Origin of the sequence: Beijerinckia mobilis, from assembly GCF_000745425.1 — a bacterium.
GTDB lineage: Bacteria > Pseudomonadota > Alphaproteobacteria > Rhizobiales > Beijerinckiaceae > Beijerinckia > Beijerinckia mobilis.
Genome location: NZ_JQJH01000012.1, coordinates 41770 through 67711 on the forward strand (window position 1 = coordinate 41770; position 25942 = coordinate 67711).

21 protein-coding genes and 2 riboswitches are annotated in these 25942 nt (G+C 55.0%); of the genes, 11 read left to right on the forward strand and 10 right to left on the reverse strand.

The features are described 5' to 3' along the window. Nucleotides 1–39: 39 nt before the first annotated feature. The 5 genes from DL88_RS10875 (at nucleotide 40) to DL88_RS10895 (ending at nucleotide 7167) form a co-directional block, all read left to right on the forward strand. Nucleotides 40–396 carry an MmoB/DmpM family protein gene (locus tag DL88_RS10875; protein WP_034995875.1) on the forward strand — a complete coding sequence of 119 codons (357 nt, stop codon included), beginning with the start codon at nucleotides 40–42 and terminating at the stop codon, nucleotides 394–396. A gap of 153 nt (nucleotides 397–549) precedes the next feature. Further along, nucleotides 550–2193 carry a molecular chaperone GroEL gene (locus DL88_RS10880; protein ID WP_034995877.1) on the forward strand — a complete coding sequence of 548 codons (1644 nt, stop codon included), beginning with the start codon at nucleotides 550–552 and terminating at the stop codon, nucleotides 2191–2193. 504 nt (nucleotides 2194–2697) lie between these two features. Beyond that, entirely contained in the window at nucleotides 2698–4800 is a 2103-nt protein-coding gene (locus DL88_RS10885) for a sigma-54-dependent Fis family transcriptional regulator (RefSeq protein WP_084705119.1), read from the forward strand. Between the two features lie 201 nt (nucleotides 4801–5001). Continuing rightward, on the forward strand, nucleotides 5002–5325 hold the full coding sequence (locus DL88_RS10890; protein ID WP_084705120.1) for a ribbon-helix-helix domain-containing protein: 324 nt from the start codon (nucleotides 5002–5004) through the stop codon (nucleotides 5323–5325). 378 nt (nucleotides 5326–5703) lie between these two features. Beyond that, nucleotides 5704–7167 (forward strand): tetratricopeptide repeat protein, encoded by a 1464-nt coding sequence (locus DL88_RS10895; RefSeq protein WP_084705121.1) that lies wholly within the window; start codon nucleotides 5704–5706, stop codon nucleotides 7165–7167. A 147-nt stretch (nucleotides 7168–7314) separates the two neighbouring features. On the opposite strand, the gene DL88_RS10900 is transcribed toward DL88_RS10895, so the two are convergent. The 3 genes from DL88_RS10900 to DL88_RS10910 form a co-directional block, all read right to left on the reverse strand. Then, nucleotides 7315–8637, reverse strand: a complete 1323-nt coding sequence (locus DL88_RS10900) for a vWA domain-containing protein (protein ID WP_169741563.1) — start codon at nucleotides 8635–8637, stop codon at nucleotides 7315–7317. Nucleotides 8638–8644: 7 nt separating this feature from the next. Continuing rightward, nucleotides 8645–9724, reverse strand: coding sequence for a hypothetical protein (locus DL88_RS10905; protein WP_034995882.1), 1080 nt, complete (start codon nucleotides 9722–9724; stop codon nucleotides 8645–8647). 115 nt (nucleotides 9725–9839) lie between these two features. Beyond that, nucleotides 9840–10256: a pentapeptide repeat-containing protein gene (locus DL88_RS10910; RefSeq protein WP_034995883.1), complete on the reverse strand. Its 417-nt coding sequence runs from the start codon at nucleotides 10254–10256 to the stop codon at nucleotides 9840–9842. Between the two features lie 385 nt (nucleotides 10257–10641). On the opposite strand from DL88_RS10910, the gene DL88_RS10915 reads away from it, so the two are divergent. Both DL88_RS10915 and mctP read left to right on the forward strand, forming a co-directional pair. Then, entirely contained in the window at nucleotides 10642–10830 is a 189-nt protein-coding gene (locus DL88_RS10915; RefSeq protein WP_034995885.1) for a DUF3311 domain-containing protein, read from the forward strand. Then, a complete protein-coding gene (gene mctP / locus DL88_RS10920; RefSeq protein WP_051955889.1) occupies nucleotides 10811–12343 on the forward strand; it encodes a monocarboxylate uptake permease MctP in 1533 nt (510 codons plus the stop codon). The genes DL88_RS10915 and mctP overlap by 20 nt, the downstream gene beginning before the upstream one ends. A 7-nt stretch (nucleotides 12344–12350) precedes the next feature. On the opposite strand, the gene DL88_RS10925 is transcribed toward mctP, so the two are convergent. Then, nucleotides 12351–14171 carry a monovalent cation:proton antiporter-2 (CPA2) family protein gene (locus DL88_RS10925; RefSeq protein WP_051955890.1) on the reverse strand — a complete coding sequence of 607 codons (1821 nt, stop codon included), beginning with the start codon at nucleotides 14169–14171 and terminating at the stop codon, nucleotides 12351–12353. Nucleotides 14172–14434: 263 nt separating this feature from the next. Between DL88_RS10925 and DL88_RS10930 the strand changes: the two genes are divergently transcribed. Beyond that, the gene (locus DL88_RS10930) at nucleotides 14435–15007 is read left to right on the forward strand and encodes a hypothetical protein (protein ID WP_034995887.1); all 573 of its coding nucleotides are present in this window, start codon (nucleotides 14435–14437) and stop codon (nucleotides 15005–15007) included. 209 nt (nucleotides 15008–15216) lie between these two features. On the opposite strand, the gene gcvPB is transcribed toward DL88_RS10930, so the two are convergent. The 4 genes from gcvPB to gcvT form a co-directional block, all read right to left on the reverse strand. Beyond that, on the reverse strand, nucleotides 15217–16800 hold the full coding sequence (gcvPB, locus tag DL88_RS10935; RefSeq protein WP_084705128.1) for an aminomethyl-transferring glycine dehydrogenase subunit GcvPB: 1584 nt from the start codon (nucleotides 16798–16800) through the stop codon (nucleotides 15217–15219). A gap of 156 nt (nucleotides 16801–16956) precedes the next feature. Further along, nucleotides 16957–18300 carry an aminomethyl-transferring glycine dehydrogenase subunit GcvPA gene (gene gcvPA, locus DL88_RS10940; RefSeq protein ID WP_034995889.1) on the reverse strand — a complete coding sequence of 448 codons (1344 nt, stop codon included), beginning with the start codon at nucleotides 18298–18300 and terminating at the stop codon, nucleotides 16957–16959. 71 nt (nucleotides 18301–18371) lie between these two features. Further along, complete coding sequence (gene gcvH / locus DL88_RS10945; RefSeq protein ID WP_034995890.1) at nucleotides 18372–18746, reverse strand: glycine cleavage system protein GcvH; 375 nt, start codon at nucleotides 18744–18746, stop codon at nucleotides 18372–18374. Then, on the reverse strand, nucleotides 18746–19894 hold the full coding sequence (gene gcvT, locus DL88_RS10950) for a glycine cleavage system aminomethyltransferase GcvT (protein ID WP_034995892.1): 1149 nt from the start codon (nucleotides 19892–19894) through the stop codon (nucleotides 18746–18748). The genes gcvH and gcvT overlap by 1 nt, the downstream gene beginning before the upstream one ends. An 80-nt stretch (nucleotides 19895–19974) precedes the next feature. Beyond that, nucleotides 19975–20078, reverse strand: a riboswitch (glycine riboswitch). Further along, a riboswitch (glycine riboswitch) is annotated at nucleotides 20079–20170 on the reverse strand. Nucleotides 20171–20208: 38 nt separating this feature from the next. On the opposite strand from gcvT, the gene DL88_RS20320 reads away from it, so the two are divergent. After that, the gene (locus DL88_RS20320) at nucleotides 20209–20379 is read left to right on the forward strand and encodes a hypothetical protein (protein WP_156971050.1); all 171 of its coding nucleotides are present in this window, start codon (nucleotides 20209–20211) and stop codon (nucleotides 20377–20379) included. Nucleotides 20380–20500: 121 nt separating this feature from the next. Here the strand turns inward: DL88_RS20320 and DL88_RS10955 are convergent, their stop codons facing one another. Both DL88_RS10955 and DL88_RS10960 read right to left on the reverse strand, forming a co-directional pair. After that, nucleotides 20501–21109: a hypothetical protein gene (locus DL88_RS10955; RefSeq protein WP_156971051.1), complete on the reverse strand. Its 609-nt coding sequence runs from the start codon at nucleotides 21107–21109 to the stop codon at nucleotides 20501–20503. Between the two features lie 446 nt (nucleotides 21110–21555). Beyond that, nucleotides 21556–22059, reverse strand: coding sequence for an invasion associated locus B family protein (locus DL88_RS10960; protein WP_034996034.1), 504 nt, complete (start codon nucleotides 22057–22059; stop codon nucleotides 21556–21558). An 861-nt stretch (nucleotides 22060–22920) separates the two neighbouring features. Here DL88_RS10960 and coxB point away from each other — a divergent pair. Together coxB and ctaD are read left to right on the forward strand one after the other, a co-directional pair. After that, nucleotides 22921–23790 carry a cytochrome c oxidase subunit II gene (gene coxB / locus DL88_RS10965; RefSeq protein ID WP_034995894.1) on the forward strand — a complete coding sequence of 290 codons (870 nt, stop codon included), beginning with the start codon at nucleotides 22921–22923 and terminating at the stop codon, nucleotides 23788–23790. Between the two features lie 162 nt (nucleotides 23791–23952). Then, nucleotides 23953–25611: a cytochrome c oxidase subunit I gene (ctaD, locus tag DL88_RS10970; protein ID WP_034995895.1), complete on the forward strand. Its 1659-nt coding sequence runs from the start codon at nucleotides 23953–23955 to the stop codon at nucleotides 25609–25611. Nucleotides 25612–25942: the final 331 nt, after the last annotated feature.

A 25942-nucleotide genomic window follows, 5' to 3' on the forward strand; every position in this document is an offset into this window, starting at 1 on the left:
CAATATCAACGCGCAATTACAAGATTGGAAGGTTGCACTATGAGCTCGGAGCATTCTGATAATATTTTCAAATCGATGGATGAAATCACCTTTGAGGACACGATTTCCCATCAATGCGGCGTAACGATGAATGATAGTGTCGAAGCGCGCTGTATTGCCGAAGTGATGGAGACAAAGCCGGGGATTACCGTCACTTATTTGCCGGCAATGATCCGAATTGATGGCGAAGGAAAAATCACTTTCGATATGAAAGAATTGAGCGAAGCTCTCGGACGTGAAATGACGCCACATCTATTCGAGATCTGTACATCAACCCATTACGGGGCAATGGTGATGATTGATGAGGATACCGTCGCCCTCTTCGGAGATATGGACGAAGCCCAACATTATATGTGACCGGATCGTCTTATCGAATAAATTGAACGTAGCGCCTTGCCGCGCTACGTTCGACATCATAAATTTAGAAACTGGGAGAGTCGAAAAAGACCTCTTGGATAAACAAACAAATAAAACAATAAAGTAAAAATATATAAATCTGGGGGAGGAAAGATGGTGAAGTTGCTGTTGCACGGTGCAGAAGCGCGCGCCGCCTTGGCGATTGGTGTAGGCAAACTCGCAGCGGCAGTCAGCGGTACGCTTGGACCACGCGGCTTGAATACGATCATAGACCGACCTGTCGGACCGCCGATCGTTTCCAGAGACGGCGTGAGCATCGCCGAAGAAATCGAACTCGAATGCCGCTTCGAGAATCTTGGCGCACAAGTTGTCAGACAGGTTTCCAAACAGACGGAAGCAGTTGCGGGTGACGGAACGACAACCTCTGTCGTTCTTGCTAACGCCTTGATTCAGGACGGTGCAGCCTTGCTGGCAAAGGGTGGCGCCGGTGCAATGGACCTTCTTCAAGGACTCGATCTGGCAGGCGACATGATGATCGAGGCTTTGGAGGCCAATGGCAAATCACTCACCAAGGGACCGGAACTTTACGCCATCACAACGGTAGCAGGTACTGAATCTGGTATCGGCACGATGGCCGCTACGGCATTAGAGGCTGTCGGCGCCGATGGCATTATTGACACAGAAGAATCATCAACGCTCTCCGACAAGATCGAAGTTATGGATGGCTTCTGTTTTGACCGCGGCTATGTCTCACATCATATGATCGATGATGTACCGAATATGCGTGCTGTTCTTGATAATGCTGCAATTCTGGTTACGGATCATGCGATCAAGACATTCACACAAATCGAGCATTTGGTCGAAGAGTGCCACGCGCGTGGAAACCCTCTCCTTATCTTGGCTGAAGATGTCGACCCGAGCGTCATAGTCTCGCTATTGGCGCTCCGCGCAAAAGACCAACGGCGTATCGTCATTGTTCATCCACCGGAATTTGGACACTGGCGTAAGGCAATGATGGAAGATATCGCCATATTAACTGGTGGCGAAGTCATTTCCAAAGATTTAGGTTATAAGCTTGAATCAACTTCCGTCAACGAACTCGGTAAAGCTGCACGCGTCGTCGTCAGTCAATTTGAAACACTTATCTTACACGGCTCTGGTACAAGAGAGGCAATCGAGGGCAGACGACAACAAATCCTCAAACAGCTCGATCTCGCGCCCCAAAATGTGGAACGCGACAAGCTCATAGAACGACTATCAAAAATGACATTGGGGACCGTCAGAATTTTTGTCGGTGGAGCAACGCCAGCCGAGCGACGGCGTCGATTGCAACTATTTGACGATGCGCTTTGTGCCGGGCGCGCGGCATTGAAAGAGGGGGTGGTCGCTGGCGGCGGCACGGCGCTGGCACAATTATCGGTCCAGATTGCTCCTAAACTCAGAAATACAGCAGAACCATCGAAACTAACAGGAATCGATCTCTTCCTTTCGGCGATGAGAAAGCCTCTTGCACAGATCGCGGAAAATGCCGGGCATGATCCGATATCGACAGTCGATCGGGTTTTGAACGAGTCATTCAATCACGGTTTCGATGCAAGGAAAGGCACGTTCGTTGATATGTTTGAGGCCGGAATTCTCGATCCGGTCAAAGTAACAATCACTTCCGTGCGCAATGCCGTCTCGTCTGCCAAGCTCATCCTTGGTACAAATACACTCATCGTGGATAAGCCTGATTACCTCGATCCAACGGAGGGCCCGGCGAGAGGCGGTGGAGGCGAGAAGCTTGGTCGCGCATGATACTTCGGAACATGACCGCATATTTTTTCGTTCGACTTCAAAGCGACGTTTCGACGGTATTCAAGTGGCGTACTCAAGTGAGTTAATTGTTATTCTATGCTGAAAGCCGTCCTGTAACTGAACAGCTTTGGCATGAATAGAAACGTGAAGCGGGTAAGCTGGTAAGCTGGTGCTAAGCATGATCGCTAGGGATCAAATTGATCACAGGCCATGCTCCCAACGTAATACGCCCCCTGAAGGGGGCGAGCAAGAAACTATAGCCAGACAATAGTCTAACTGTAAAGCCCATTCATCACGTTAAAGGCAGGGAATATATCGGCTGGTCTAAATATATTCCCTGCAACACAACGTTGAGACCTAACAACGGAATTGAAATCTCAAGGCGCTCCAGATATAATTAATTATAAAAATACCAGGACAAATCTATCAAACAGATTACCCACATCATGTTTGTGACGATCCTGGAAAAAGCGGGATGGAAATGTCTTCCGAGGATTGGGTGTTATGCATATCGATCAACCGGACGCCAAAAAACTTTCTCACCAATCGTTGGTTGCTTTCGACGCCAACGTAGAACGCTTGACGACGAAAGCGTGGGAGGATTACAGATCTGGTATTGTTCGTTGTCCCCAAGTGCGTGATGTCGTTGCAAAGTCTTGGGAACGGTGCGTAGCGATTGGTATCAACCCTAATCGACCTGGATCGGAAACGATAATTGAGGAAGCGGAGTTTGAGAAGCGGCTTCATCGTAACACGATTCTTTTGAATGCGGCAAAAGTTGTACTTGAAGAAGTTCATTTTCTCCTTGCTAACGATAGCTCAATGCTGGTGTTAACTGATGTTACTGGCATTGTCTTGTGTGCGGTCGGTAATGCAGAAACCGTGGAACGCGGCCAAGAAATCAATCTCGTTGTAGGTGCGGATTGGAGTGAAGCCAAAGCAGGTACAAACGGTATCGGTACCACACTCGCCTATCACAATCCTGTCCTTATTCATGCATCGGAACATTTCTGCTCTCTTACGAAAAACTGGACCTGTGTCGGTTGCCCTGTGAGAAATCCTCTTACAGGAGAAATCCTCGGTCTCGTCGATATTTCTGGCCAGAAAAGCACCTATCAACGGCATAATCTAGCCTTTATTGTCATGGTTGCTCGGCGAATTGAGGAAGCTCTCAAACTGCAATTCGAAATCGAGCATCGCCATCTTGTTGAGTATAGTTCGAAATATAGTAAGAGCTCAGATGGAGATGGCTTAATTATTTTAAACCGCTTTGGCCGGATTTTGCGGGCAGATGAACGCGCTTCTCGCCTGCTCGCTACGCGTTCAGGTTATGCGGAGCTGCTTGGAACATCCCCTACAGAAAGCGCTGCTTTTCTGGAACTTAGCCCAGATGGCAGAAGCTTTGATCTAACGGATGTTCGCAAACAGGGCATCGAAGCGGACAATGTGATTCAGGTTCAGCATGAAGGTGCTCTAATTGGCGCCATCGTCATTACCCCGTCTAATTCTCCCCGACCCGCCCTATCACAAAAGCAGTCGAAAGCCTTTGAACCGATCGCAACCGGTTGCGCGTCTATGGCCGATGTCATCTATCGCGCCAAACGACTCGCTGCCTATCATGCCCCCGTATTGATTGAAGGTGAGACTGGTGTCGGGAAAGAATTGTTTGCGCGCGCAATCCACGATGCCAGTCCATGTGCACACGGCCCGTTCGTCACATTCAATTGTGGAGCTGTGTCAAGAGAATTGATTGCCACAGAATTGTTCGGATATGTGAAAGGAGCGTTCACGGGCGCTCTATCCACAGGCACGCTCGGACGCTTTGAGCGCGCTCATAATGGAACGCTGTGTCTCGATGAAATCGGCGAGCTTCCTCTGGATCTACAACCTTATCTTTTGCGCGTTCTGGAAGAACAGGCGGTCTATCGCGTTGGTGATGCCACACCAAGACCGATCAAAGTCAGACTCATCGCAATGACGAATCGCGATCTTGCTGCGGAAGTTGAGGCTGGGCGCTTTCGGCGTGATCTGTTGTATCGTCTGAATGTCTCAACGTTAAAAGTACCACCACTAAGGCGTCGTCCAGGAGACGCTGTCCTTCTCGCCAAACATTTTCTTGCCACCCTTACAAAGAAGCACGAACTGGGCTCGCGACACTTCACCCCCGATGTCTTGGACATATTTCAAACTTACGCATGGCCAGGGAACATTCGAGAGCTGCGCAATATTGTCGAAAGCGCCCTGCTTTTGTGCGACACGACGACTATAGGCAGAAGCTGGTTGTCACCGAGTCTCCTCGATCATTATCAACAATACAATCGACCAGAACCAAATTCGATACCAGAAAACGCTTCAGATCGAGAAATAGGACGGGTCGAGCCCAAGCCGTCGAAGGATGAATTGAAAGATCTGAGATCTCACGACAAAATTTATATCGAAAATGTACTTGACCAATTTCGTGGGAACATAAGCCACGCCGCAAACGCATTGGGTATTGCACGCAGTACGCTCTATCGCCGCCTGCAAACGTACGGCCTTGACGTTACCCATAACGAAAAACACGTGCACACTTCAAAAGCAACGCATAGTAAAAAGCAAAAAGGATAAAATTCGGGGTATTTTTGTTAGCTGAGGCGCCTTCAGAGGTTTCCACGACCCGCATCTGGAGTAGAGGATGCATAGTCAGGTACCTTCGATCGCAAAGCGTTTGAGCTAAAATGACAATACTTTGATATACACAGCTATTTGTCAGCACATTGCATATACGCAATGGCTGTATCGGCTGCCCGTTCGACGCGAGAAATATCAATGTGCAAGCTTTTCAGTGAGCTCGACTCCACCTCCTACGCGGTCCAAACACGGTCCATACGTATTGGATGTCATGTGACCTCAATCCGGCTGGAAAATCTTTTTTGGGATATGTTGGAAGACATAGCGGTACAAGAGAACATATCTCTCGGAAAGTTGCTCACAAAATTAAATGATGAATTTCTCGAAACCGTAGAGGGCGTCATCAATTTCACCGCGCTTGTACGATGCGTTTGTATTCGGCATGCCATGAAAATGCAGAACTCCACTATTACTGGATCTACCAATCCCTATAAATTCAAGGAAAAAAACAAAGCGGCCTAATTTCAGCACGATTCAAAAGTAAGCGGAGGCTATTCAAACACCAACTTTAAGTTTCTTTTCATCAAAGCAAACAAAAACCCGATTTCATATACGATACACGAACGTTTTTCGTTTTCATATTGATGATATACATCAATCTAGCCTTATAGCTTTTTTATTAAATCTATGCATTCAGGAAAGTGTTGGTGATATTTTTGAAAGTGTGGCGCTATAATAATTAAACCACCTCTTATGATGCTCATTAGAAGCCGATACCATGTATTTTGTATGCACTGACGGCACTAAAATTTACAAATATGCTTTTTCCCGACGTAAAGCAAAAGTATAATTACAAGACGTCCGCAAAGCAGTATCAAAAAAGCAAGGGAGATCCCAACAATGGTCGGATTTTACACAAACGCGATAAAGCCGATCGGCGAGCTCCCAACGAACTCCTCGGTATGGCCCTTTAAACGACACGTCGTAATTCATCCAGAAAGACAGAGCTTGCGATCTGCATTACTCTTGACTTCGTTATTGCTCGCTGTCTTTGCAGTCGATGATCATGCCAAAGCTGCAGAGCAAATGAGGCCGATCACCGCAACCGAAGCACTCCGGCAGGATATCGTTCCTGGCGCTTCTTCCATCGATTTATCGTTTAAAGCTCCCCAGGAGCAACATGAGGCCTGGATCGAATTTATTACCAAAGGCAATCATGAATTCACAAATGCACGCTGGAAAGAAGCATTAAACGCCTATCAAGCTAGTCTTGCGATTGGTCATGCGCTTGTGAAGCTGGATATGATCAATAAAGAATGGCAACATGATGTTGTTGTAAGTCTCATCATGATTGGAAATACAAAAGCAGAAATGGAAGATTTTCAAGGTGCCGCTGATGTCTATCATGCGAGTCTGGATCTTTCCAAGAAACTTGCCGATTCTGATCCCTTCAATCAAGAATGGCAACGCGATATCGCTGTGAGTCTCATCAAGATCGGTATGAACAAACTTGCTCTCAGAGATTCGCAGGGTGCATTAGAAGCATGCCAGACGGGCCTCTCGATCACGCAAAAACTTTCCCGCGAGACACCAGATAATAGGGAATGGGAGCGCGACATCGCCGTAGGTTCGTTTATCATGGGAATGATCGAACAGACGAAAGGCAATAGAGAGGCAGCTCTTGAGGCCTATCAGTCGAGCCTCACAATTACACGCAGGCTTTCCACAGAAAATCCCGATAATGTGGACTTACACCATGATATCCAGCTTACCCTCAAAAAGATCGGATCATTAAAGAAAGAGCATGGCGATGTTCAGGGTGCTCTCGACGCGTATCAGGAACATCACGATATCTGCCGCAGAATAGTCGAGTTAGATCCAGATAGCCCTGCCAGGCGACGTGATGTCTCGCTCAGTCTTGCGATGATTGGCGATGTAAAACGTGCTGCCGCCGATACGCAAGGTGCTCTCAATGCTTACAATGCAAGTCTGGAAATGACACGTAAGCTCGTCAATCTCGACAGCCGTTCCCTGCCGTGGAAACGCGATATGGTGCTGAGCGCGAACCGGATCGGCGACGTGAAAATGGAGACTGGCGATCGGCAAGGCGCCCGCGAAGCTTACGAACAAGCACTTGAGATTAATCGTAAACGTATTTCCGAGGTTTCCAATGAACTAGAAACCCAAAGTGATCTCGTCACATCCCTGTTGAAGGTCGGCGGAATAAACGGCGACATTCGATTGATCCAAGAAGCTCGATTGATTCTTCAAAAGCTTGATGAAGATAACAGGCTGAATGCTCAGCTCAGGGATCAGCGTGATACAATTGACCAATTATTTGCCGATCGATTATCACGGCACTGAAATAAGACGCTCCATAGAAAACGCGGCGAGAGCGCGTATCTTCCCTTGTCGTATTTAAGGAATAAGGCCACTTTGATGACATCGGGACAGTTTAAGAGTTGATGGAACCATTGGACGAGGCGCACTATTAAGATGGTAGCCCTATCCTTAGAGAGTCAGCCGCACCACTTCGCCGAAGGGAAAGCTTCGGTCGTCGGCGATACATCCCCACAAGACCGGATAATCCGGAGCGTCCGGCGGAAATTCTCCATCGCCATCGGTCAGATAGATGAGCGCGTCAGGGCATAGCTCCTGCTCAGCGAGATAATCGAAAACCGGCGTAAAACGCGTCCCTCCGCCGCCCGGCGCACCAAGGCTCCGGATCGTCAACAATTGTTCAGCCACTTCGAGATCATCCACGCGCTGCAACACGGCATCACACCACAGAAGCAAAAGTCTTCTCGGAGCGAGGCTATCGAGAATGCCGCTGATTTCGGAAAGAAACAGGCGCAGGCTTGGTTCCGTGATCGAGCCCGAGGAATCAACACCAATGATAATCAGATTGGCCCCTTCGCCGATACGGGCCGGAGCGCCAATCCCGCGGATGATCATATGTCTGTCGAGTTTACGCCAGGAATAACGGCTACGCCCCGTTTCCCGCGCGAAAAAGGCGGCAATTTTGTCGCGCCAATGCACTTTCGGAACGAGAATTTGACCAAGGAAACGCGATAACGCGCCGCCATGGCGTCCCTGCAGACGCTCGATTTCAGCTGCTTCCGCTATGGCCGCAGACCAGGCCGCCTGATTTTTTTCTCCGTCGGCATCGACGGCCTTGCGATTACGCCAGCGTTTCGGCGTGCCTTCACCAGCTTCGAGATGACTGTCGAGATCACCGCCAGGCGAGGGCTCCGACGCTACATGCAATTTACGATAGACATCGATTGAGCTTTCCGTCGCCTTGCCGAAACTCGGCTCATGGCGTCCCACGGCGACCTCCGGCAAGGTACCGATCTGCGCGGAAACAAGCATATCGTTGACGATGAAATCCTGCGCCAGAGCCAGCATGATATGGTCGAGCGCCAAAACCAGACCATCGGCATAGATGACCTGGCCCGAACGCCGCAGAAGTGTCCCGAGATGGAGATGGTCGAGAATGCAATGGGCGACCAGATGCGCCATCAAAAATTCGCGTTCAGCAAGCGGCAGCGTCAGAAATGTTCGCGGATTGAGGAAGAGTGAAAAGCCGTCTGTGCCAGCGATTGGAACGTGATCCGTGAAATAGGCGAGCTCATTGTCAATCGTGCTCATCAACGTGTAAAGAACATGAGAAAAGGCTGGACAGCGCCACAAAAAGGCAGCGCGTGTTTCTTCCCACGCCTTCCGCTGTTCTTCGCTGAGCGGAACGAACGGCAAACCATACTCTTCCCGCGCAGTCTCCTCCAGCAACAACTCTCTGGCCTCTTCCCGGTCTAGCGCCGTGGGTATAGTCATCCCCGCCTCATCGCCCATATTGCAACAGGTTGATCATGCCGGCATTCCTTTTGGTCCAGGCCATGACCTCCTTGTTGGCGATGAGCACTGGAGCGCGTTTGAACGCGGCTTTACCAAAGGCCATGGCCATATCAACGGGCAGACGTTCGATGTAGCGGATAATCTGGCCAATCGTGTCACGCTCCGCCCGCGCGGCCAGAAAGAAGGCGACCAGCATCTGCTCGTCGATCTTTTGCGGCAGCAAAGCCTTTTCCGGAGCCTCCAATATATCCTCTAGCGCGGGCAGTTTGAGGCGCGTCGCGATCATCGCGAAGAATTGTCGCTGAGCCGCGACACCGATGAGGCCCGCGACTTCTATCGCGAGATCAGGATCCTCAATCGGCGCGGCACCGTCAGGACCCGCCAAAGCCTGCATGAAACGATCGGCAAGCACCAGCGAGCGTGGCGTGCACCAGGGTCCCTGCACTTCCGGCACCTCGCTCGCAAAGACGATTGTCGGATTGAGCTTGGTAAAGGCTATCGCCTCGGCGGAGACATTGTTTTGTACGGCCCAATGGATCCAGCTCTCGATATCGTCGGTGATCTCGATTTCCATCCGGCGGTTGATCAGATGATCGAGACGGCGGGTTGAGCCTGAGCGATCTCTCTGCCTGTTGCCAGCCGTCCAGATCCGCCAGCCGGGCGGAATTCTGTGAGAGCCGAGGCGACCCGAAAGCGCGCCTTCACCCAGTATCTTTTTGACATCGACATCAAGCTTGTCTTCCTCATCCACGAAGACAATGCCACCATCATAGGCCTCAAGAGGTTTGTTTTCGGCCGTCATCCACCAGAACGGCCGCGTGAATTCGGAATAGGAGCTGCCGTCCCGTGTCACCGGGACAAGATAACCCGTCGCATCGGCAATCGTCAGGCTGCCGCCATTGATGATGACAATGCCAAAAGCCTTGTCAGGATAGCGGCTGGCGAGCAGTTCCGGGACCGCCTCAATCGTCGTCGATTTGCCGCGGCCGGGCGCCGATTGCAGGTGAATGCATAAGCCGGATTCATACCAGGCCGGTATGCGTGCAAGAACCGTATCAAGCTTCAAATGTCCGTTCCTGTCTCTGATACCTGGTCACAATGAGCATGACTCATCGAGACCTGGCCGCCGCGACCGCATTGCAGCGCCTACCTCGTATAACGCCATTGCGGCTCCGGCATCATCACCCGAGTGTCAATGCAAGGATCGCCTTGAACTCGTCATAGATCTCGAGGCGTCGCGCCGCGGCACCGCACATGTCATAAGGATCCAGCGGATCACGCAGAGTCGGCAATAATTCGAAAAAGGCGTCGACAGCAGATTGGCGTGTGTATGTCAACGTCAGATTATAGAGCGCCTCGATCACGGCATTGCGGCGTTCGTCCCGATGCCAGCGGGCATTGTAGAAACCGCAATCGATAAAGGCCGCATAGGCATAGGCCGCGCCAAAAACACCGCGAGAGAAACTGCACCGATAAATGCGGCAGTGAATGAAGCGGACATTGGTGAGATCCATGTCCTCGAAATTGAGATTGCGCAAATCGCAATATTCGAATGTCCAAGCTGGCGGTCCTTCTATGGCGGGAAGATCCTCCTGCATGATGATCCGATGAGAGAATATTTGTGCCGTCTCACCCATGGGCTGGCCTTTGATGCGCAAAGATCGAAAATCGACTTGCGCGCCGACGGCTTCGAAATGAAGAACGCCGATGTGGAAGGATCAGGGCTTTAGCGCGCGCCTGCGCGACCACGGCCCCTTTGGAATGGGGTTGTTTTAGAAAAGGTGTCTCTTTTTCTCAAGCTGCCGCCGGAACAGATGCAAAATGTCTCTTGAGCAGCCGACCTTTCATCTCTTATACCAAGATCGGTAAAGTGGCGGCTGGCCTCTTTATCGAATTTTTGAAGTCTCATATTTTCAATGTGATCGCGAAATGTGAGAGCGTTCCACCGGTCCGTCCCACGACCGATGGCAGAGCACGGCAATCATGAAGTTTCTCATTTTCATCCTCGGGCCCAGTCTGCTCGCTATCGCCGTTCCGCTCTATAACCGGATCGAGCCACGTTTGGCCGGTTTTCCCGTTTTCTATTGGTATCTCTTGCTGCTGATCCCGTTCGGCTCCTTGTGCCTTTATCTTTACGACAGGGGGCGCAGCGATGATCGACGCCCTGAATAAACCGGCCGCGGCGGTTTTCGTCGGCTTCTTTCTGTTTGTCAGTGTGCTCGGTTTCATCGCTGCCCATTGGAAACGCGCCGATCTCGACGATCTGCATGAATGGGGGCTTGGCGGTCGGCGCTTTGGCCCCTGGATCTCCTGGTTCCTGATCGGCGGCGATCTTTATACGGCCTATACGGTCATCGCCGTGCCATCGGTTGTCTATGCAATCGGCGCCTACGGCTTTTTCGCTATTCCCTATACGATCCTGATCTATCCGCTTCTTTATGTCGTATTCCCTAAACTCTGGAGCGAAACACACAAACACGGCTATCTCACCGCCGGCGATTACGTCTATGGCCGTTTCAACAATCGGTGGCTCGAAGGCGCAGTCGCCTTCACCGGCATTCTGGCGACCATGCCCTATATCGCCCTGCAATTGATCGGCATGGAAAAGGTCATCAAGGCACTGGGTTTTTCCGCCGAAGGCTTCATGGGCCATATGCCCCTCGGCATCGCCTTTCTCTTGCTGGCTCTCTATACTTACAAGAGCGGCCTGCGCGCGCCGGCGATGATCGCCTTCGTCAAGGATCTCATGATCTATGTGGTGGTCATCGCTGCGATCATCATCATACCGGCCAGGCTCGGCGGCTATGGCGCGATCTTCGACGCGGCGCAATCGGTCTTCACCGAAAAGATGGTGATCTCCCAAGGCAAGATCGTGGCGGGCATCATGCTCACGCCGGGTCAGATCATGCCCTTCATCACGCTCGCCATCGGCTCCGCCATGGCTTTGTTCATGTATCCCCATGCGCTCACCGGCATTCTCTCCGCCTCGGGCGGCAAGGCGATCCGTACCAATGCCATCACCCTGCCCGCCTATTCCGTCGCGCTCGTCCTCATCGCCCTCATGGGCTACATGGCTCACGCAGCTGGTATCAGGACACAGGATCCGCAAGATGCCGTGCCGCAACTGTTCTTGACGATGTTTCCAGACTGGTTCGCCGGTTTTGCCTTTGCGAGCATCGCGATTGGCGCTCTGGTTCCTGCCGCCATCATGTCAATCGGCGCTGCCAATACATTCACCCGCAATCTATGGAAACCCTTATTCCAACCGGCCATTTCAACACGCGATGAAGCTGCGCTGGCAAAATTCACCTCCCTGCTCGTCAAGGTCGGCGCGCTTTTCGTCATCCTTTTCATGCCGACCAAATTCGCGCTCGACCTGCAATTGCTCGGCGGCATCTGGATGATCCAGATTTTCCCGGCAATCGTCTGCGGCCTTTTCTCCAGGCGCTTCAACGGTACGGGCCTGCTCGCGGGCTGGAGCCTCGGGATGGCGCTCGGCACCTGGCTTTCCTGGGGCGCAACCGCCTGGACGCCGCTTACCAAATTATTCGGCTATGCCAATTTCGGCATTTACAATGGGCTGACGGCGCTCGCCGTCAATCTCATTGTCGCCTATTGCGTCTCTCGCCTGTCGCCGTGGGATCAATACGCCCATCTCCCGGGCAATCAGAAGGAATGGCTCTGAGCCGCCTTTAACCGGCCTGTTTCGGGACCCTCACCCCTTCAGGATTTTTCCCTGTGTCGCGCTGTTTTTCCGATGCGCCAAGATCGCGCGAGAAAAGCTCCATCAATTCATCTCGCGTCTGCTGCGCGGTTTGAATGAGCTGGCGTTCGTCTTCGTAAAAGGCATGCGTCTCGACGAGGACCTTTTCATCATGCTGGCGGAAGAAATCGACGGTCCGCTCCGCCTCCTTCGCCGCCACCCCTAAAGTTTTCAGCACCATGCGGGAAAGGACCAGGCTCGAATGATAGGTCTCCCGCACGATACCATCGATGTTGCGGTCCATCAGCAGATGATGGTGACGGCGATTGCGGGCTCTGGCGAGGATTTTGAGATTGGGAAATGCCTCCCTCGCCATATCGACGACCTTCAGCGTTTCTTCCATATCCGCGAGCGCGACGACCAGCAGCTTCGCCCTCTCCGCACCGGCTGCCCGAAGAACATCGAGCCGGCCCGGATCGCCATAAAAGACCTTGGTCCCATAGCGCCTGACAAATTCGACCTGCTCCTCGTCCTTTTCCAACGCCGTGAAGGGGATGTTCTTCATCGCGAGAATACGGCCGACGATCTGCCCGACACGCCCGAACCCGCAGATGATCACCGACGATTCTTCATCGAAGACTTTGTCGTAGACCGGCTTCCTGGCCGGCTCGAACCGGGGAATGAGAGAGCGCTCCGAGAGCGAGAACAGGACGGGCGTCGTCAGCATCGACAAGGCGATGATCAATGTGAGCTGATTGGCAAGCGGCGTCGAAAGAACACCCGCACCGACAGCGGTGGCGAAGAGGACGAAGCTGAATTCACTGCCCTGCGACAGGGACAATGCGAAACGGATACTCGCCTGCATATCGCTTCCGCGCAGACGGCCGAGCGCGAAAGCCACGACGATCTTGACGACGGTCATCACCAGAAGGCCAAGACCAATGGTGATGGGATCCGTCAACAGGAGATCAAGATTTGCCGACATCCCTACCGAGATGAAGAAAAAGCCGAGCAGCAACCCTTCAAAAGGCTCGATATCCGCCTGCAACTCATGCCGGAACTCGGAATCCGATAAAAGGACGCCACCCAGAAAGGCGCCGAGAGAGGCCGAAAGCCCCGCGCCGAGAGCGATCGCCGCCGCGCCGACGACGATCAAAAGGGCCAAAGCGGTGAATGTTTCCGGTGTGCGTGATGCCCCGATGAGCCGGAAGACCGGACGGATGAAAAACCGGCCGCCGAGCAGAATGACCACAATGCCAAGAATGCCGCGGGCGACCTGTATCCACGGATCATCCAGCGGCAAACCTTCGCCGGTCACAAGAGGCACCAGCGCGACCATGGGAATGAAGGAGAGATCCTGAAACAGCAGAACCGAAAAGGCGTCACGCCCTGCGGTGGTCGCAAGCAAGTCTCGCTCCGCGAGAAGCGGCAGAACGATGGCCGTGGACGATAAAGCAAGCCCCGCCGCAACAACGAGAGCGCCGGTCCATCCGGGGCCCGCGAGATGAACGAGTGGAAGCAGAACGGCGCCGGTCAGCAACAATTGTCCGACGCCAAGACCGAAAACCGTCTTGCGCATGATCCACAGGCGGCGCGGGCGAAGCTCGAGACCGATGAGAAACAAGAGCATGACAATGCCGAGTTCCGCGATCTCGCGGATATCGTCAACATCGGTTACAAGGCGAAGCCCGGCGGGCCCGATGATAATGCCCCCGATGAGATAACCAAGCACATTGCCGAAACCGGCACGCCGCGACAAGGGTGTGAACAGGACATTCGCGGCAAGCAGGCTCAGAAGCGTGTGGAGCATTCAATCTTTTCCGGTGGATCGTGTTTTCATCAGGGCCGATATCGATGGTGCCGCTTGCAAATGCCAGGCAGATTCCACCTCCTGTTCGAGGCGCAGCTATAACAGGAAAGTCTGGTATCAGCCACCGCCACACCTCCCGTCACAGCCTGTCTCTATTGCCAAAAGAGCATTGGAACAGGATAGAAAGAGGTGCTTGATGCGCCAGCTCACATCAGCCGGTGGCGGTCCGACAAGCCCCTCGGTGACAAGACCAAAGGAATGTCATGAAAACATTCACGCTGCACGCGTCATGCCTCACCATGCTCGATGCGGAAACGCCCGAAGCGGAAGCCCTCCGCAAGCTCCTAGCGGCACAGGCGACCGGAAAAGCCCATCTGGCAATCGCCGCGCTCAGCGTTCAGGACCATCCCGAGATCACCAAACACGCGCAATTTTCTGCTTATCTCGACGAAAAGGCGTTCGGCGGGATCGAAATTTTGCGGCCCATGACCTATTTCGACGTTTCCCTCGCCGATTGGAGCATTCTCTCGACACCCGAACAGGAAGATCTCGAGAGAGAAATTCATGCAATCCTGTTCCCGAATGTTCAGTTCTTCTGGCGGGATTTTCGGTTCGCACACGGGATTGCGGAAAAATCGCCGCCCTTCACCTGCCCCTGGCGCCAGTGCAAAGCGGATGTACAGGCGATCTGGACCCATATCGAAGCGGAGCGGGATGTCTTCGTGACCGCCGATTCCAATTTCCATACCGACAAGAAAAAACAAACGCTAACAGCACTTGGCGCGCGATCCATCGCCTATCCCGAAGAAGCCGCGGCCCTGCTGCAGGAGAATTGAATTCGTATCGCGTACCCGCCACGAGCTGCGGCGCGAACGGACTTCATTGATCACAGGCATCGCAATCAATGAAGCCTGACCAGGATTCCAATCAAGTCGATGTATTAGCGCACTCACGAATATTCAGTTCGTAAATACGCTCAACAGACAATAAGCAAAAATGTATGCGCGATAGCGATCGTCAAATCGCCAGGAAGACGATTACAACCTCACCCTTCGACAGGCGCCGGTTTCGTCCATTTCAGCACGGGGCTTCGCGCCGCTCTGGTTTCATCAAGCCGCCGGCGCGGGGCGAAATGCGGTGCGCCGAGGAAGCGCTCCTTGTCGCCTCGCCGTGCCGCCATCGCCAAATCCCGTAGAGCGGCAATGAACAGATCGAGCGTCGCTTTCGATTCCGATTCCGTCGGCTCGATCAGCATGGCACCATGAACCACGAGCGGGAAATAGACCGTCATCGGATGATAGCCTTCATCGATCATCGCCTTGGCAAAATCGAGCACGGTCACGCCCGTATTCTTCAACCAGCCATCATCGAACAAGGCTTCATGCATACAAGGCCGGTTGCCGAATGGCAGCGACATCAAATCTGCAAGGCCGACACGAATGTAATTGGCATTGAGCACGGCATCCTCGGAAGCCTGGTGCAATCCATCGGCCCCATGCGACAGCATGTAGGTGAGCGCCCGCACGAACATGCCCATCTGGCCGTGGAAAGCACCTAGCCGGCCAAAAGTGCCTGGCGCTTCGGCCGGATCCTCCACCAGCTTCAGACCAGATCCATCCTCTACAAGCAAAGGCAGTGGGGCATACGGGGCAAGACGGCTCGAGAGCACGACCGGGCCGGCGCCAGGTCCGCCACCGCCATGCGGTGTGGAGAAAGTCTTGTGCAGATTGATATGCATCGCGTCGACGCCAAGATCACCCGGCCGCGCGCGCCCGACGATCGCGTTGAAATTGGCGCCATCACAATAGAAATAGGCGCCCGCCTCATGCATGGCCTCAGCGACCTCGACGATATTCTTCTCGAAGAGGCCGCAGGTATTGGGGTTGGTCAGCATAATCGCGGCGACATCAGGCCCGAGCGCCTGACGCACGGCGTCGACGTCGACAATGCCGTCGGCGCGCGCGGGCACCGAGCGGACCGTGAAACCGACAAGCGTGGCGGTTGCCGGATTGGTTCCATGAGCGGAATCAGGCACCAGCACGACAGTACGCTGCTCTGTCTCGCCTCGCGCGATCAGAGCCTGTTTGATCGCCATCATCCCGCAGGCCTCGCCATGCGCACCCGCTCGTGGCGAAAGCGCGACAGCCTGCATCCCGGTCAGGGTCAGGAGCCAATGGCTGATTTCGCGCATCAATTCCAGCGCACCCTGGACCGTCGATTGCGGCTGCAAGGGATGAATATCGCCGAACCCCGGCAGCCGCGCCATGCGCTCGTTGAGCCGGGGATTATGCTTCATCGTGCAGGAACCGAGCGGGAAAATGCCTGTGTCGATCGCATAATTCTTCTGGCTCAGCCGCACATAATGCCGCAGCACCTCCGGCTCGCTGAGGCCAGGCAAACCGATCGGCGCCTTGCGCTCCAGCGTGCCAAGCCGGTTTGCGACCGGTTTCGGATCCGGCAGATCGACGCCGGAAACTTCCGGGCGCCCAAGTTCGAAGATCAACCCTTCCTCAATGGCAAGCGCGCGATTGCCGGTGAAGGTCGTATGATCAGCCGGCGCGATCGTTCCTTCGATATTGCTCGTGTCGATCTCGATTTTCGTCTGATCCAACTTCGGCTGGTCCAACATGGCCTCGGCCCCGTCCTGCAAAATGATAAAATTTTCCGGCAATCGTTTATGGAGAGGATGATTATCGATCGCCCCGTTTCGCGATCTCACCACCCCGACCCCACACTCATTCTCGAATGGAGCGGATGCACATTCTCGCATCCGCTCGCACTCCGCTCAGGCAATGGATTTGGTAAGCGCCTCAGCCAGAGCGGCACGGTCCTCATCGCTATTCACTTCGGTATTGGCGACGAGCAGCAGATCGTCGAGCCCCTGCCCCGGTAACAGGCGCGATACCGGTACACCGGCGAGAATTCCCTGTGCCGCGAGCCGCTCAACATGATCGGCAGCACGGCCCGGAACACGAATGGTGAATTCGTTGAAGAAAGTCTCATTGAGGACTTCGATGCCCGGCACGGCGGCAAGGCGATCGGCGAGATCGACAGCATTCGCATGATTGAGTGCGGCAAGCCGGCGCAAGCCCATCTCTCCGAGCAGTGTCAGGTGAATGGTGAAGGCGAGACAGCACAAACCCGAATTGGTGCAGATGTTCGAGGTCGCCTTATCACGGCGGATATGCTGCTCGCGCGTCGACAGTGTCAGCACGAACCCGCGCCGTCCGTCGGCATCCACCGTCTCGCCGCAGAGGCGGCCCGGCATCTGACGCAGATATTTCGTGCGCGTTGCGAAAAGACCGACGTAGGGTCCGCCGAAAGTGAGTGGATTACCAATCGACTGGCCTTCGCCGACGACAATATCGGCACCCATCTCACCAGGCGCCTTGACAAGGCCGAGCGACACCGCCTCGGTAAAAACCGCGATGAGCAAAACACCCTGCTTGCGGCAGGTCTCGGCGAGCGGCTCGAGATCGCGCAGATTGCCGAAGACATCCGGCGTCTGCACGACGAGGCACGCGGTTTGCGCATCGATCGCCGCCGCAATATCCTCCTTCGCCGCAATGTCAGGCGGCAAGGACACGACTTCATGTCCGGTCAGCGCGGCCTGCGACGTGACGACTTGCGCATAATGCGGATGTAATCCGCCAGAGAGAACCGCCTTGCCGCGCTTCGTCAGCCTTTGCGCCATCAATACGGCTTCGCCGGTCGCCGTCGAACCGTCATACATGGAGGCGTTAGCGACCTCCATGCCGGTCAGCGCCGCGACCTGCGTCTGAAACTCGAAGACATATTGCAAAGTGCCCTGGGCGATTTCCGGCTGATAGGGCGTGTAACTCGTCATAAATTCCGAGCGCTGAATCAGATGATCCACACTTGCCGGCACATGATGTTTGTAAGCGCCGGCGCCGACGAAGAAGGGCGCGGAGGAGGCCGCAATATTCTTGCCCGCGAGGCGAGAAAGCCAACGGTCGACTTCGAACTCACCCTTGTGCAAGGGCAGATCTGGCAAATCGATCAGACGCTGCGCTGCCGGAATATCGTCGAACAGGGCATCAATCGAACTGACGCCGACGCGCGCCAGCATTTCGGTCCGGTCTTCCGCGGTCAGGGGCAGATAACGCATCGGCTGTCCTCTCGGGCGATCAATCGGCGCGCTCGGCCATGAGTGCGCGGTAAAATGAAGGAAGGAGACGGCTAAAGCGTCTTGAGAAAATCCTGATAGGCGGCTTCGTCCATCAAGGTATCGAGTTCGGCAGGATCGCTGATCTTGATCCGGAGAAACCAGCCGTCGCCGGTGGCGTCCTCATTCACTTTGCCGGGCTCTTCTCCCAAAACGTCATTGATTGCGACAACCTCTCCGGCAACCGGCGCATAGATTTCGCTCGCCGCCTTCACGCTTTCGACGACGGCCGCCTCGGCCCCCTTGGCAAGCACCTTGCCGATGGCCGGAAGTTCGACGAAAACGACATCACCCAATTGCGACTGGGCGTAGTCGGTAATCCCAACCGTGCCGGTGTCGCCTTCGACACGGATATATTCATGATCCTTGGTATAACGGGTGGTCGACATCAGGAGCCCCTGTAATAATGATTGGGAACGAAAGGCATGGCGGTGACGGTCGCGGCCAATTTCTTCCCACGGACAACGGCCTGCAGGACAGTGCCATTGGCGGCATGGGCGCTCGCCACATAGCCCATGGCGATCGGTGCCTGCAGGCTCGGTGCGAATCCGCCCGAGGTGACAAAGCCAACAGACACGCCCTCCGGCGTCTCGATCACGGCGCCTTCACGTGCAGGGACCTTGCCTTCGATGCGCAGGCCGATACGGCGGCGCGCGGGTCCCTCAGCGATTTCGCACTGGATGCGCGCCGCACCGGGAAAGCCGCCCGACTCGCGGCGCCTTTTGGAAATCGACCAGAGCAGTCCCGCCTCGATCGGCGTTGTTGTCGTGTCGATATCATGGCCGTAAAGGCAGAGCCCGGCTTCGAGCCGGAGCGAATCGCGCGCACCGAGGCCGATCGGAAGCACTGTCTCATCCGCCAACAGGCGTTCGGCAAAGGATTGCGCCGAATCTGCCGGCACGGCAATCTCGAAACCGTCTTCGCCGGTATAGCCGGAGCGCGAGATGCGCCAGACCATCCCTTCCTGCTCGATCTCGATCAGGCTCATGAACGGCATGGTGGCAACGGCGGGAAAATGCTGCGCGAGGCAGGCCGAGGCGGCAGGACCTTGCAAGGCCAGAAGAGCCCGATCTTCCAGCGGCGTCAGCCGAAGATCGGGTAGCGACGCGCTTATATGCGCGAAATCCTGTGCCTTGGTTGCGGCATTGACGACGAGAAAAAGTCGCTCGCCGTTCGAATCATTTTCGAGGCGCGTGACCATCAAATCGTCGAGGATACAGCCTTGCGCATCGAGCAATTGCGTATAGCGCATACGACCCGGCACGAGCGAGGTCAGATCGCCCGGAACGAGCGTTTCAAGACGCGCGGCAGCCTGTGGACCTTCCAACAAGGCCTGCCCCATGTGTGAAACATCGAACAGACCGGCCTTGGAGCGGGTCTGAAGATGTTCTTCCAATATACCTGTGGGATATTGAACCGGCATGGCATAGCCGGCAAAGGGAACCATGCGTGCGCCGCGCGCGACATGAAGCGCATAAAGCGGCGTATGCAGCAACGCCGGAGCGGAGCCTGCGGTTTTGGACTCTTCGAGCGACATGCGTGCACTATCCGGACAGGAAACAATAGGAGGGCGGCCTCATCGCAGATGCTATTCCGGCATCATGCGTCAAGAGAACGCCTGCCCCCTCTGTCCGGTGACCTGAGAGATTTCCTCCACGCCACAAGGCGTAAAGTTACCCCCGTCGGTGGATCCCCTAAGCGGAGATCGCTTTCCAGAGTGTCATCCCCTAGCGGTCCGTGGGCCTGAGCGTTTCCGGGGCGGTTGCGCCTTCGGCGCCGTTTCCAATGAAACGGACTCTTCCGCTAGGATTGGTGATCTGACGTGCGGGAATTTGGTCGAGGAGCTGTCACTTGTCAATCGGCCTCGCTGGTCGCTGCCACCAAGGCCGCCGTTTTTACGCCGCCGCGAAAATAAAAACCGATATTATTTCAATAGCTTTCAAGCATAAGGCCAAGCCGCGAAGCAAGCGCGGCGATAAGACGCAAGGCGAAGCCACGCCCCGGCTTCATGCGGAAAAATAAATGCGAATCAGAAGGATATCACCAACGGGAACGGATCGGGAAGCGAGCCGGTTCGCGGCGCTGACTGTCGGTCGTCGACGCAATCTGGATAACGTCCAGCAGCATGGCACGCGTCCCGCGATCACCGTTCCTTTTTAGCGCTGCCGTCGCTCACGCCGATCTTGACCGCATAATCCTGATCAGCCTGTTCGGTATGGAAAGGCATCTGCAAGACATCCGAGATCAGCGTGTAGCTTCCCTCCGTCCTGCCCGGAGGGATCGTGACCGTGGCATGATAAGTCTTGCTAAAGATCTCTTGCTTCTCACCCTCGTCGAAGATCGCCACCCGGCCTTGCACATTGAATGTTCCAGGGTTTCCCTTCGGTCCCAGCAAGACCTTGCCGCGCATACCGACCTTGATCTCCAGCTTGTCGCCATTGCGACCACATTCCCGCGCCGCATCGTCGATCGAAATCTGGTAGCGCAGATCATTGTTCGCTTCGCCGCCCGCGTAGACGCGCTTGGCGGCATCGCCTTCAAGGAGAACGATTTCCGGGCAGGCGATGGGTACGACATTTTGCCGGAGATTGCCGTGCTCGTCGAAGGAGGCACTCTTCAATCCGAGGAGACTTGCGAGTTTGGGCGTGAAACTGTTCTGCGACTCCGAGCCAACATCCTGCACTGACGGACTGTCAAAACTGCTGGCCGGCCCCTTGCCGCCACACGCGGCCAGAGTAGCGGCGAGAGCCAAGCAGACGACGCCCCGTGCAAGATTCCGAGTCCTGGAGAGCGACTTGTCCCGCAGGATCTTTTGGCGCGCAGACGCACCATCGGAAACAGCCGCAACGCGTTTATCGTCAGGGCGGGACCCTGTCCTCGAGCGTGCACGGAAGGCAAATTGAAAAGCACCGATTCTGCTTACGGCTTGCCGCATGCACCAAGGCTCCCGAAAGGATGATCGGAGCCGGAGCAGAACCTGCTTCGGCTGCGTGAAGGCATTAGGAGAAACCGAAACGAAAAGAACGGACTAGTGGAGAAGCGCGCAAGACACCCGTCCTTCCGCTGAGGTCGCACGGTTTTATCCTTACTCTCGGCAAAAGGAAATGCTTCCGGACAAGCTGTGGCGCAAGCCCGCGACTCTCCCCATGCGCACGACCGGCCTTGGCAGGAGCCGTTCCGGAAAGGTCCGAAATAACTCTATGGCAGGCGTGCAAATCCTTCCTTGAACCCGTTGAGCGCCAGAGGAATGCCGATTCCCTCCTCGGGGGTCTGGAAGATGATGAAAGTGGCATTCTTGCCGTTCTTCATCTGCTCGATGAGCTTTTCATCCATCACGACCTCAGCGACGCAACCGGTCGGCAGACACCGCACAAAACCGGCACGCCCGACGTCGGTCGCGTCGATCTTGAGGCCTAGGCCGGAAGGCAGCAAAACGCCAAGTGGAGCAATGACTCGCAACAATCGGCTCTTGCCATCGGCCGTCTTCAAAACGATCACGACGAGATTAATGTTGGGCTTGTCTTCCGCGGCGACGCTTTGCAGCAACGCGCATTGTTCGCTCTGTGCGCCCGGCGGCGTTTCACACCGCAATTCCCAGTCGCCATGCTTGGCCTTGACGATGCCCTGCGCCGTCGCCGGCGCGCCGGACACGGCCAGCAGAGAACATAAACCCACCAGAAAAAGCAGCCCCAATCCGAGCATACGCGCCGTAAAAGAACGCGAATCACCACGGGGGGCAACTGCAGGAGCCACGGATTGATTCACAAAGCCCGATTCCCGCAGGCGCGGGGCACAAAACCATTGATTGAGAGGCCAAACCGGCCGGGCGATTCCTTCTCGACCTATACGCTCGTCGATCCATTCCGCCATGCTTGCTCCAGCCATCCGCCTTTAGTCAATATCCAATGTCTATTCTAGAATACCTCTGCGCCAAAGCCTTTAGCCATAACGCCGAGGGAGTTCGCATCCTCCCGCGTCGATCATGCTCCATACCGCGCCAGAAACACTTCGACACGTCCTTGGCGTTTGAGGAAGATCACTTTGGAAGAGGGCGCCCCAGAAGCAACCGCCTTGCGGTGTTCGATTTTCCAAATCGATTCCGCCTAAGCAGGCGTGCGCAGCCAGCACCGCAATTGATTTTACTTCAAAAAGCAAAATCAATGCTTCCTAGATTTTTTTAAGTATAAGCCAACTTTGGAAAGTTTGCTTAGTGCGTGAGGCCCAGCGTATCGCCGGGGGACCAGCTTGGAGAGCACTAGCAAATCACCTCACCCTGTCAAGCACAAGGGTCGGTCACGAATTCCGGCGCAGATTCCCAGTCGATACCCGGCCCACGCATTCACCAACTTGCGGCCGAAAGACATATCGCGCATCGGCTAAAATCAGCAACTCTTGGTCTTGCGCTTTTAAGCCGCAACATATGAATTGCGCTTGAAACGCGTTTGTGTTTTGAACCCAAATAGGTTCCATCCATCCAGGCTGGAAGGTCCGGCGCATGGCGCGCCGGAGAAGCCGCTTATGAGTCAACACGGCGCACTGCCGTGCAGCGGAGCGAGGGTATACATGAACTTTGTTCCACCAGCCGCGCGACCCTCTCGATTGGTGCGCAGCGCAATCGGATTGGGTTTGCTCCTTTCCACAACGATTTCTGCCGGACTGGCTCATGCCGATGGCCTCGCCTATCCTGGCGAGATCTCCATGCAGGCAGCCGCAACGCCGATTGCCGAGGAAATTCACGTTTTCCACAACTGGGTGCTGCTGCCGATCATCACCGCGATCTGCCTGCTGGTCCTCGGGCTTCTGGCCTATGTGATCTTCCGCTTCAATGACAAGGCCAATACGGTTCCGTCCCAGACGACTCATCATACCGGCCTCGAAGTCGCCTGGACCATCTTCCCGGTCCTGGTTCTGGTTGTGATCGCAATTCCCTCGTTCCGGCTGCTCACGCACCAATTGGTGGTTCCGCCTTCCGATCTGACCGTCAAGGTCACCGGAAAGCAGTGGTACTGGAGCTATAATTATCCGGCCGACCAGGGCGGTGGCTTCGAATTTGATTCAACCCTGATCCAGGAAGCCGATCTGAAGCCCGGCGATGTGCGCCTGCTTTCCGTCGACAATGAGGCGGTGGTACCGGTTGGCAAAGTCGTCCATGTCCTGGTGACCGCGGACGATGTGATTCACTCCTTCACGATTCCCTCCTTCGGCATCCGTATCGACGCCGTCCCCGGCCGTACCAACGAAACCTGGTTCAAGGCCGAGCGCGAAGGCATCTATTACGGTCAATGCTCCAAGCTTTGCGGCAAGGATCACGCTTATATGCCGATTGCCTTCCGCGTCGTGAGCGAAGAAAAATATGCTGACTGGCTCGCCTCGGCGAAGAAGAAATTCGCTTCCGCTGATTCCCAGCCGATCCATCTCGCACAGGCACATTGAATTCCAGGTGTGAATTCCAGGTGTAGGGAGGGCGGCACGCATCCCGGCTTCTCCCCGCCATCCGACGACAACGACGAAAAACCAAGCGGCGGTTTTGATAGGTCAAGGTTCCGCCACTTGCCCTAATCGGACCGCAAACATCCGTTTCGAGGAGACTTCCTGATGGCGACAGCCTCAGCCCATCCAGCACATCCCACCGGGTTGAAACGATATCTGTTTTCAACCAACCACAAAGATATTGGTATACTTTACCTCGTCTTCGCGGTCATCGCGGGCGTCTTCGGCGCGTTCCTGTCGATTCTGATGCGTATGGAACTGCAATATCCCGGCATCCAGATTTTCACTCATCTCGCCCAGATCGTCGACGGCGCTGCTCCTGAAACCGCCATTGACGCCGCGAAGAATCTTTATAACGTCACGATCACCATTCACGGCCTGATCATGATCTTCTTCATGGTCATGCCGGCGCTGATCGGCGGTTTCGGTAATTATTTCATTCCGCTGATGATCGGCGCGCCGGATATGGCGTTCCCGCGCCTCAACAATATTTCCTTCTGGCTACTGCCCGCTTCTCTCGGCCTCGCCGTGATCTCGCTGTTCATGGAAGGCGCACCCGGCATGCTGGGCTTCGGCGGCGGCTGGGTCATGTATCCGCCGCTATCCGCCAATACGGGCCATCCGGGTCCGGCTATGGATTTCCTCATCCTCGGCCTGCATATCGCCGGTATTTCGTCCCTCGTCGGCTCGATCAATCTGATCACCACGATCTTCAACATGCGCGCGCCCGGCATGACGATGCATAAAATGCCTTTGTTCGCCTGGGGCATGCTCACTGCAGCGTTTTTGCTGGTTCTCTCGCTCCCGGTTCTCGCCGGCGCACTCACCATGCTGCTGACTGACCGCAACTTCGGAACGACTTTCTTCGACCCGTCCGGCGGCGGTGATCCTCTTCTGTTCCAGCATCTGTTCTGGTTCTTCGGTCATCCCGAAGTCTACATCATGATCCTGCCGGCCTTCGGCATCATCAGCCACATCGTTTCGACCTTCGCCAAGAAACCGGTCTTCGGCTATCTCGGCATGGCCTATGCCATGGTCGCCATCGGCATCGTCGGCTTCGTCGTGTGGGCTCACCACATGTACACGGTCGGCATGTCGCTCGATACACAACGCTATTTCGTCTTCGCCACGATGGTGATCGCGGTGCCGACCGGCGTTAAGATCTTTTCCTGGATCGCCACGATGTGGGGTGGCTCCATCACCTTCCGGGCGCCGATGTACTGGGCGATCGGCTTCATCTTCGTGTTTACCGTTGGTGGCGTCACTGGCGTCGTTCTCGCCAATGCTGCTGCCGACCGCGCCCTGCACGAGACCTATTACGTCGTCGCGCACTTCCACTACACCCTGTCGCTCGGCGCCGTGTTCGGCATTTTCGCCGGCTTCTACTATTGGTTCCCGAAAATGTCGGGTTACCTCTACAATGAGCGCCTTGCGAAGATTCACTTCTGGATGTTCTTCATCGGCGTGAACCTGACCTTCTTCCCGCAGCATTTCCTCGGCCTTGCCGGCATGCCGCGACGCTATATCGACTATCCGAACGCCTATATGCTCTGGAATTCGGTCTCCTCCATCGGTTCCTACATTTCCGGGCTCAGCGTCATCTTCTTCCTTTATATCGTCTTCCAGGCCTTCGCGCAGAAGCGGCTGGCCGGCGCCAATCCATGGGGTCCGGGCGCCACAACGCTCGAATGGACTCTCAGCTCGCCGCCTCCGTTCCATCAGTTCGACACGCTTCCGCGTATCGTCGGCTCGGACAGCCACTAACGTTTTTCGCGGCGAGCCACGGCTCGTCGCGATTCTCCCTTCGTGGACAAAATTCGGCGCTTAGAGCGTTGCGGGTCTATCCGGCAACGCTCCACTCGAACAATGAGAGTGTTTGCGAACGAAGCGTCGAATTTTATCCATGATGTTGGGATGGCCGTTACGACAGCCCCGTTCTTACGAGGCTCGTCCAATTTCCACCCAGCGATCTCGTCACCGACAAAAACAATGGAAAATAAAAGATGGGGGGAACGAATCTCTAGCGGTTTCAGAACCATCATCAGAGAAGACCGGTCTGATCGCGACTGTCTCCCGGCTCCCCGCCGGGAGATTG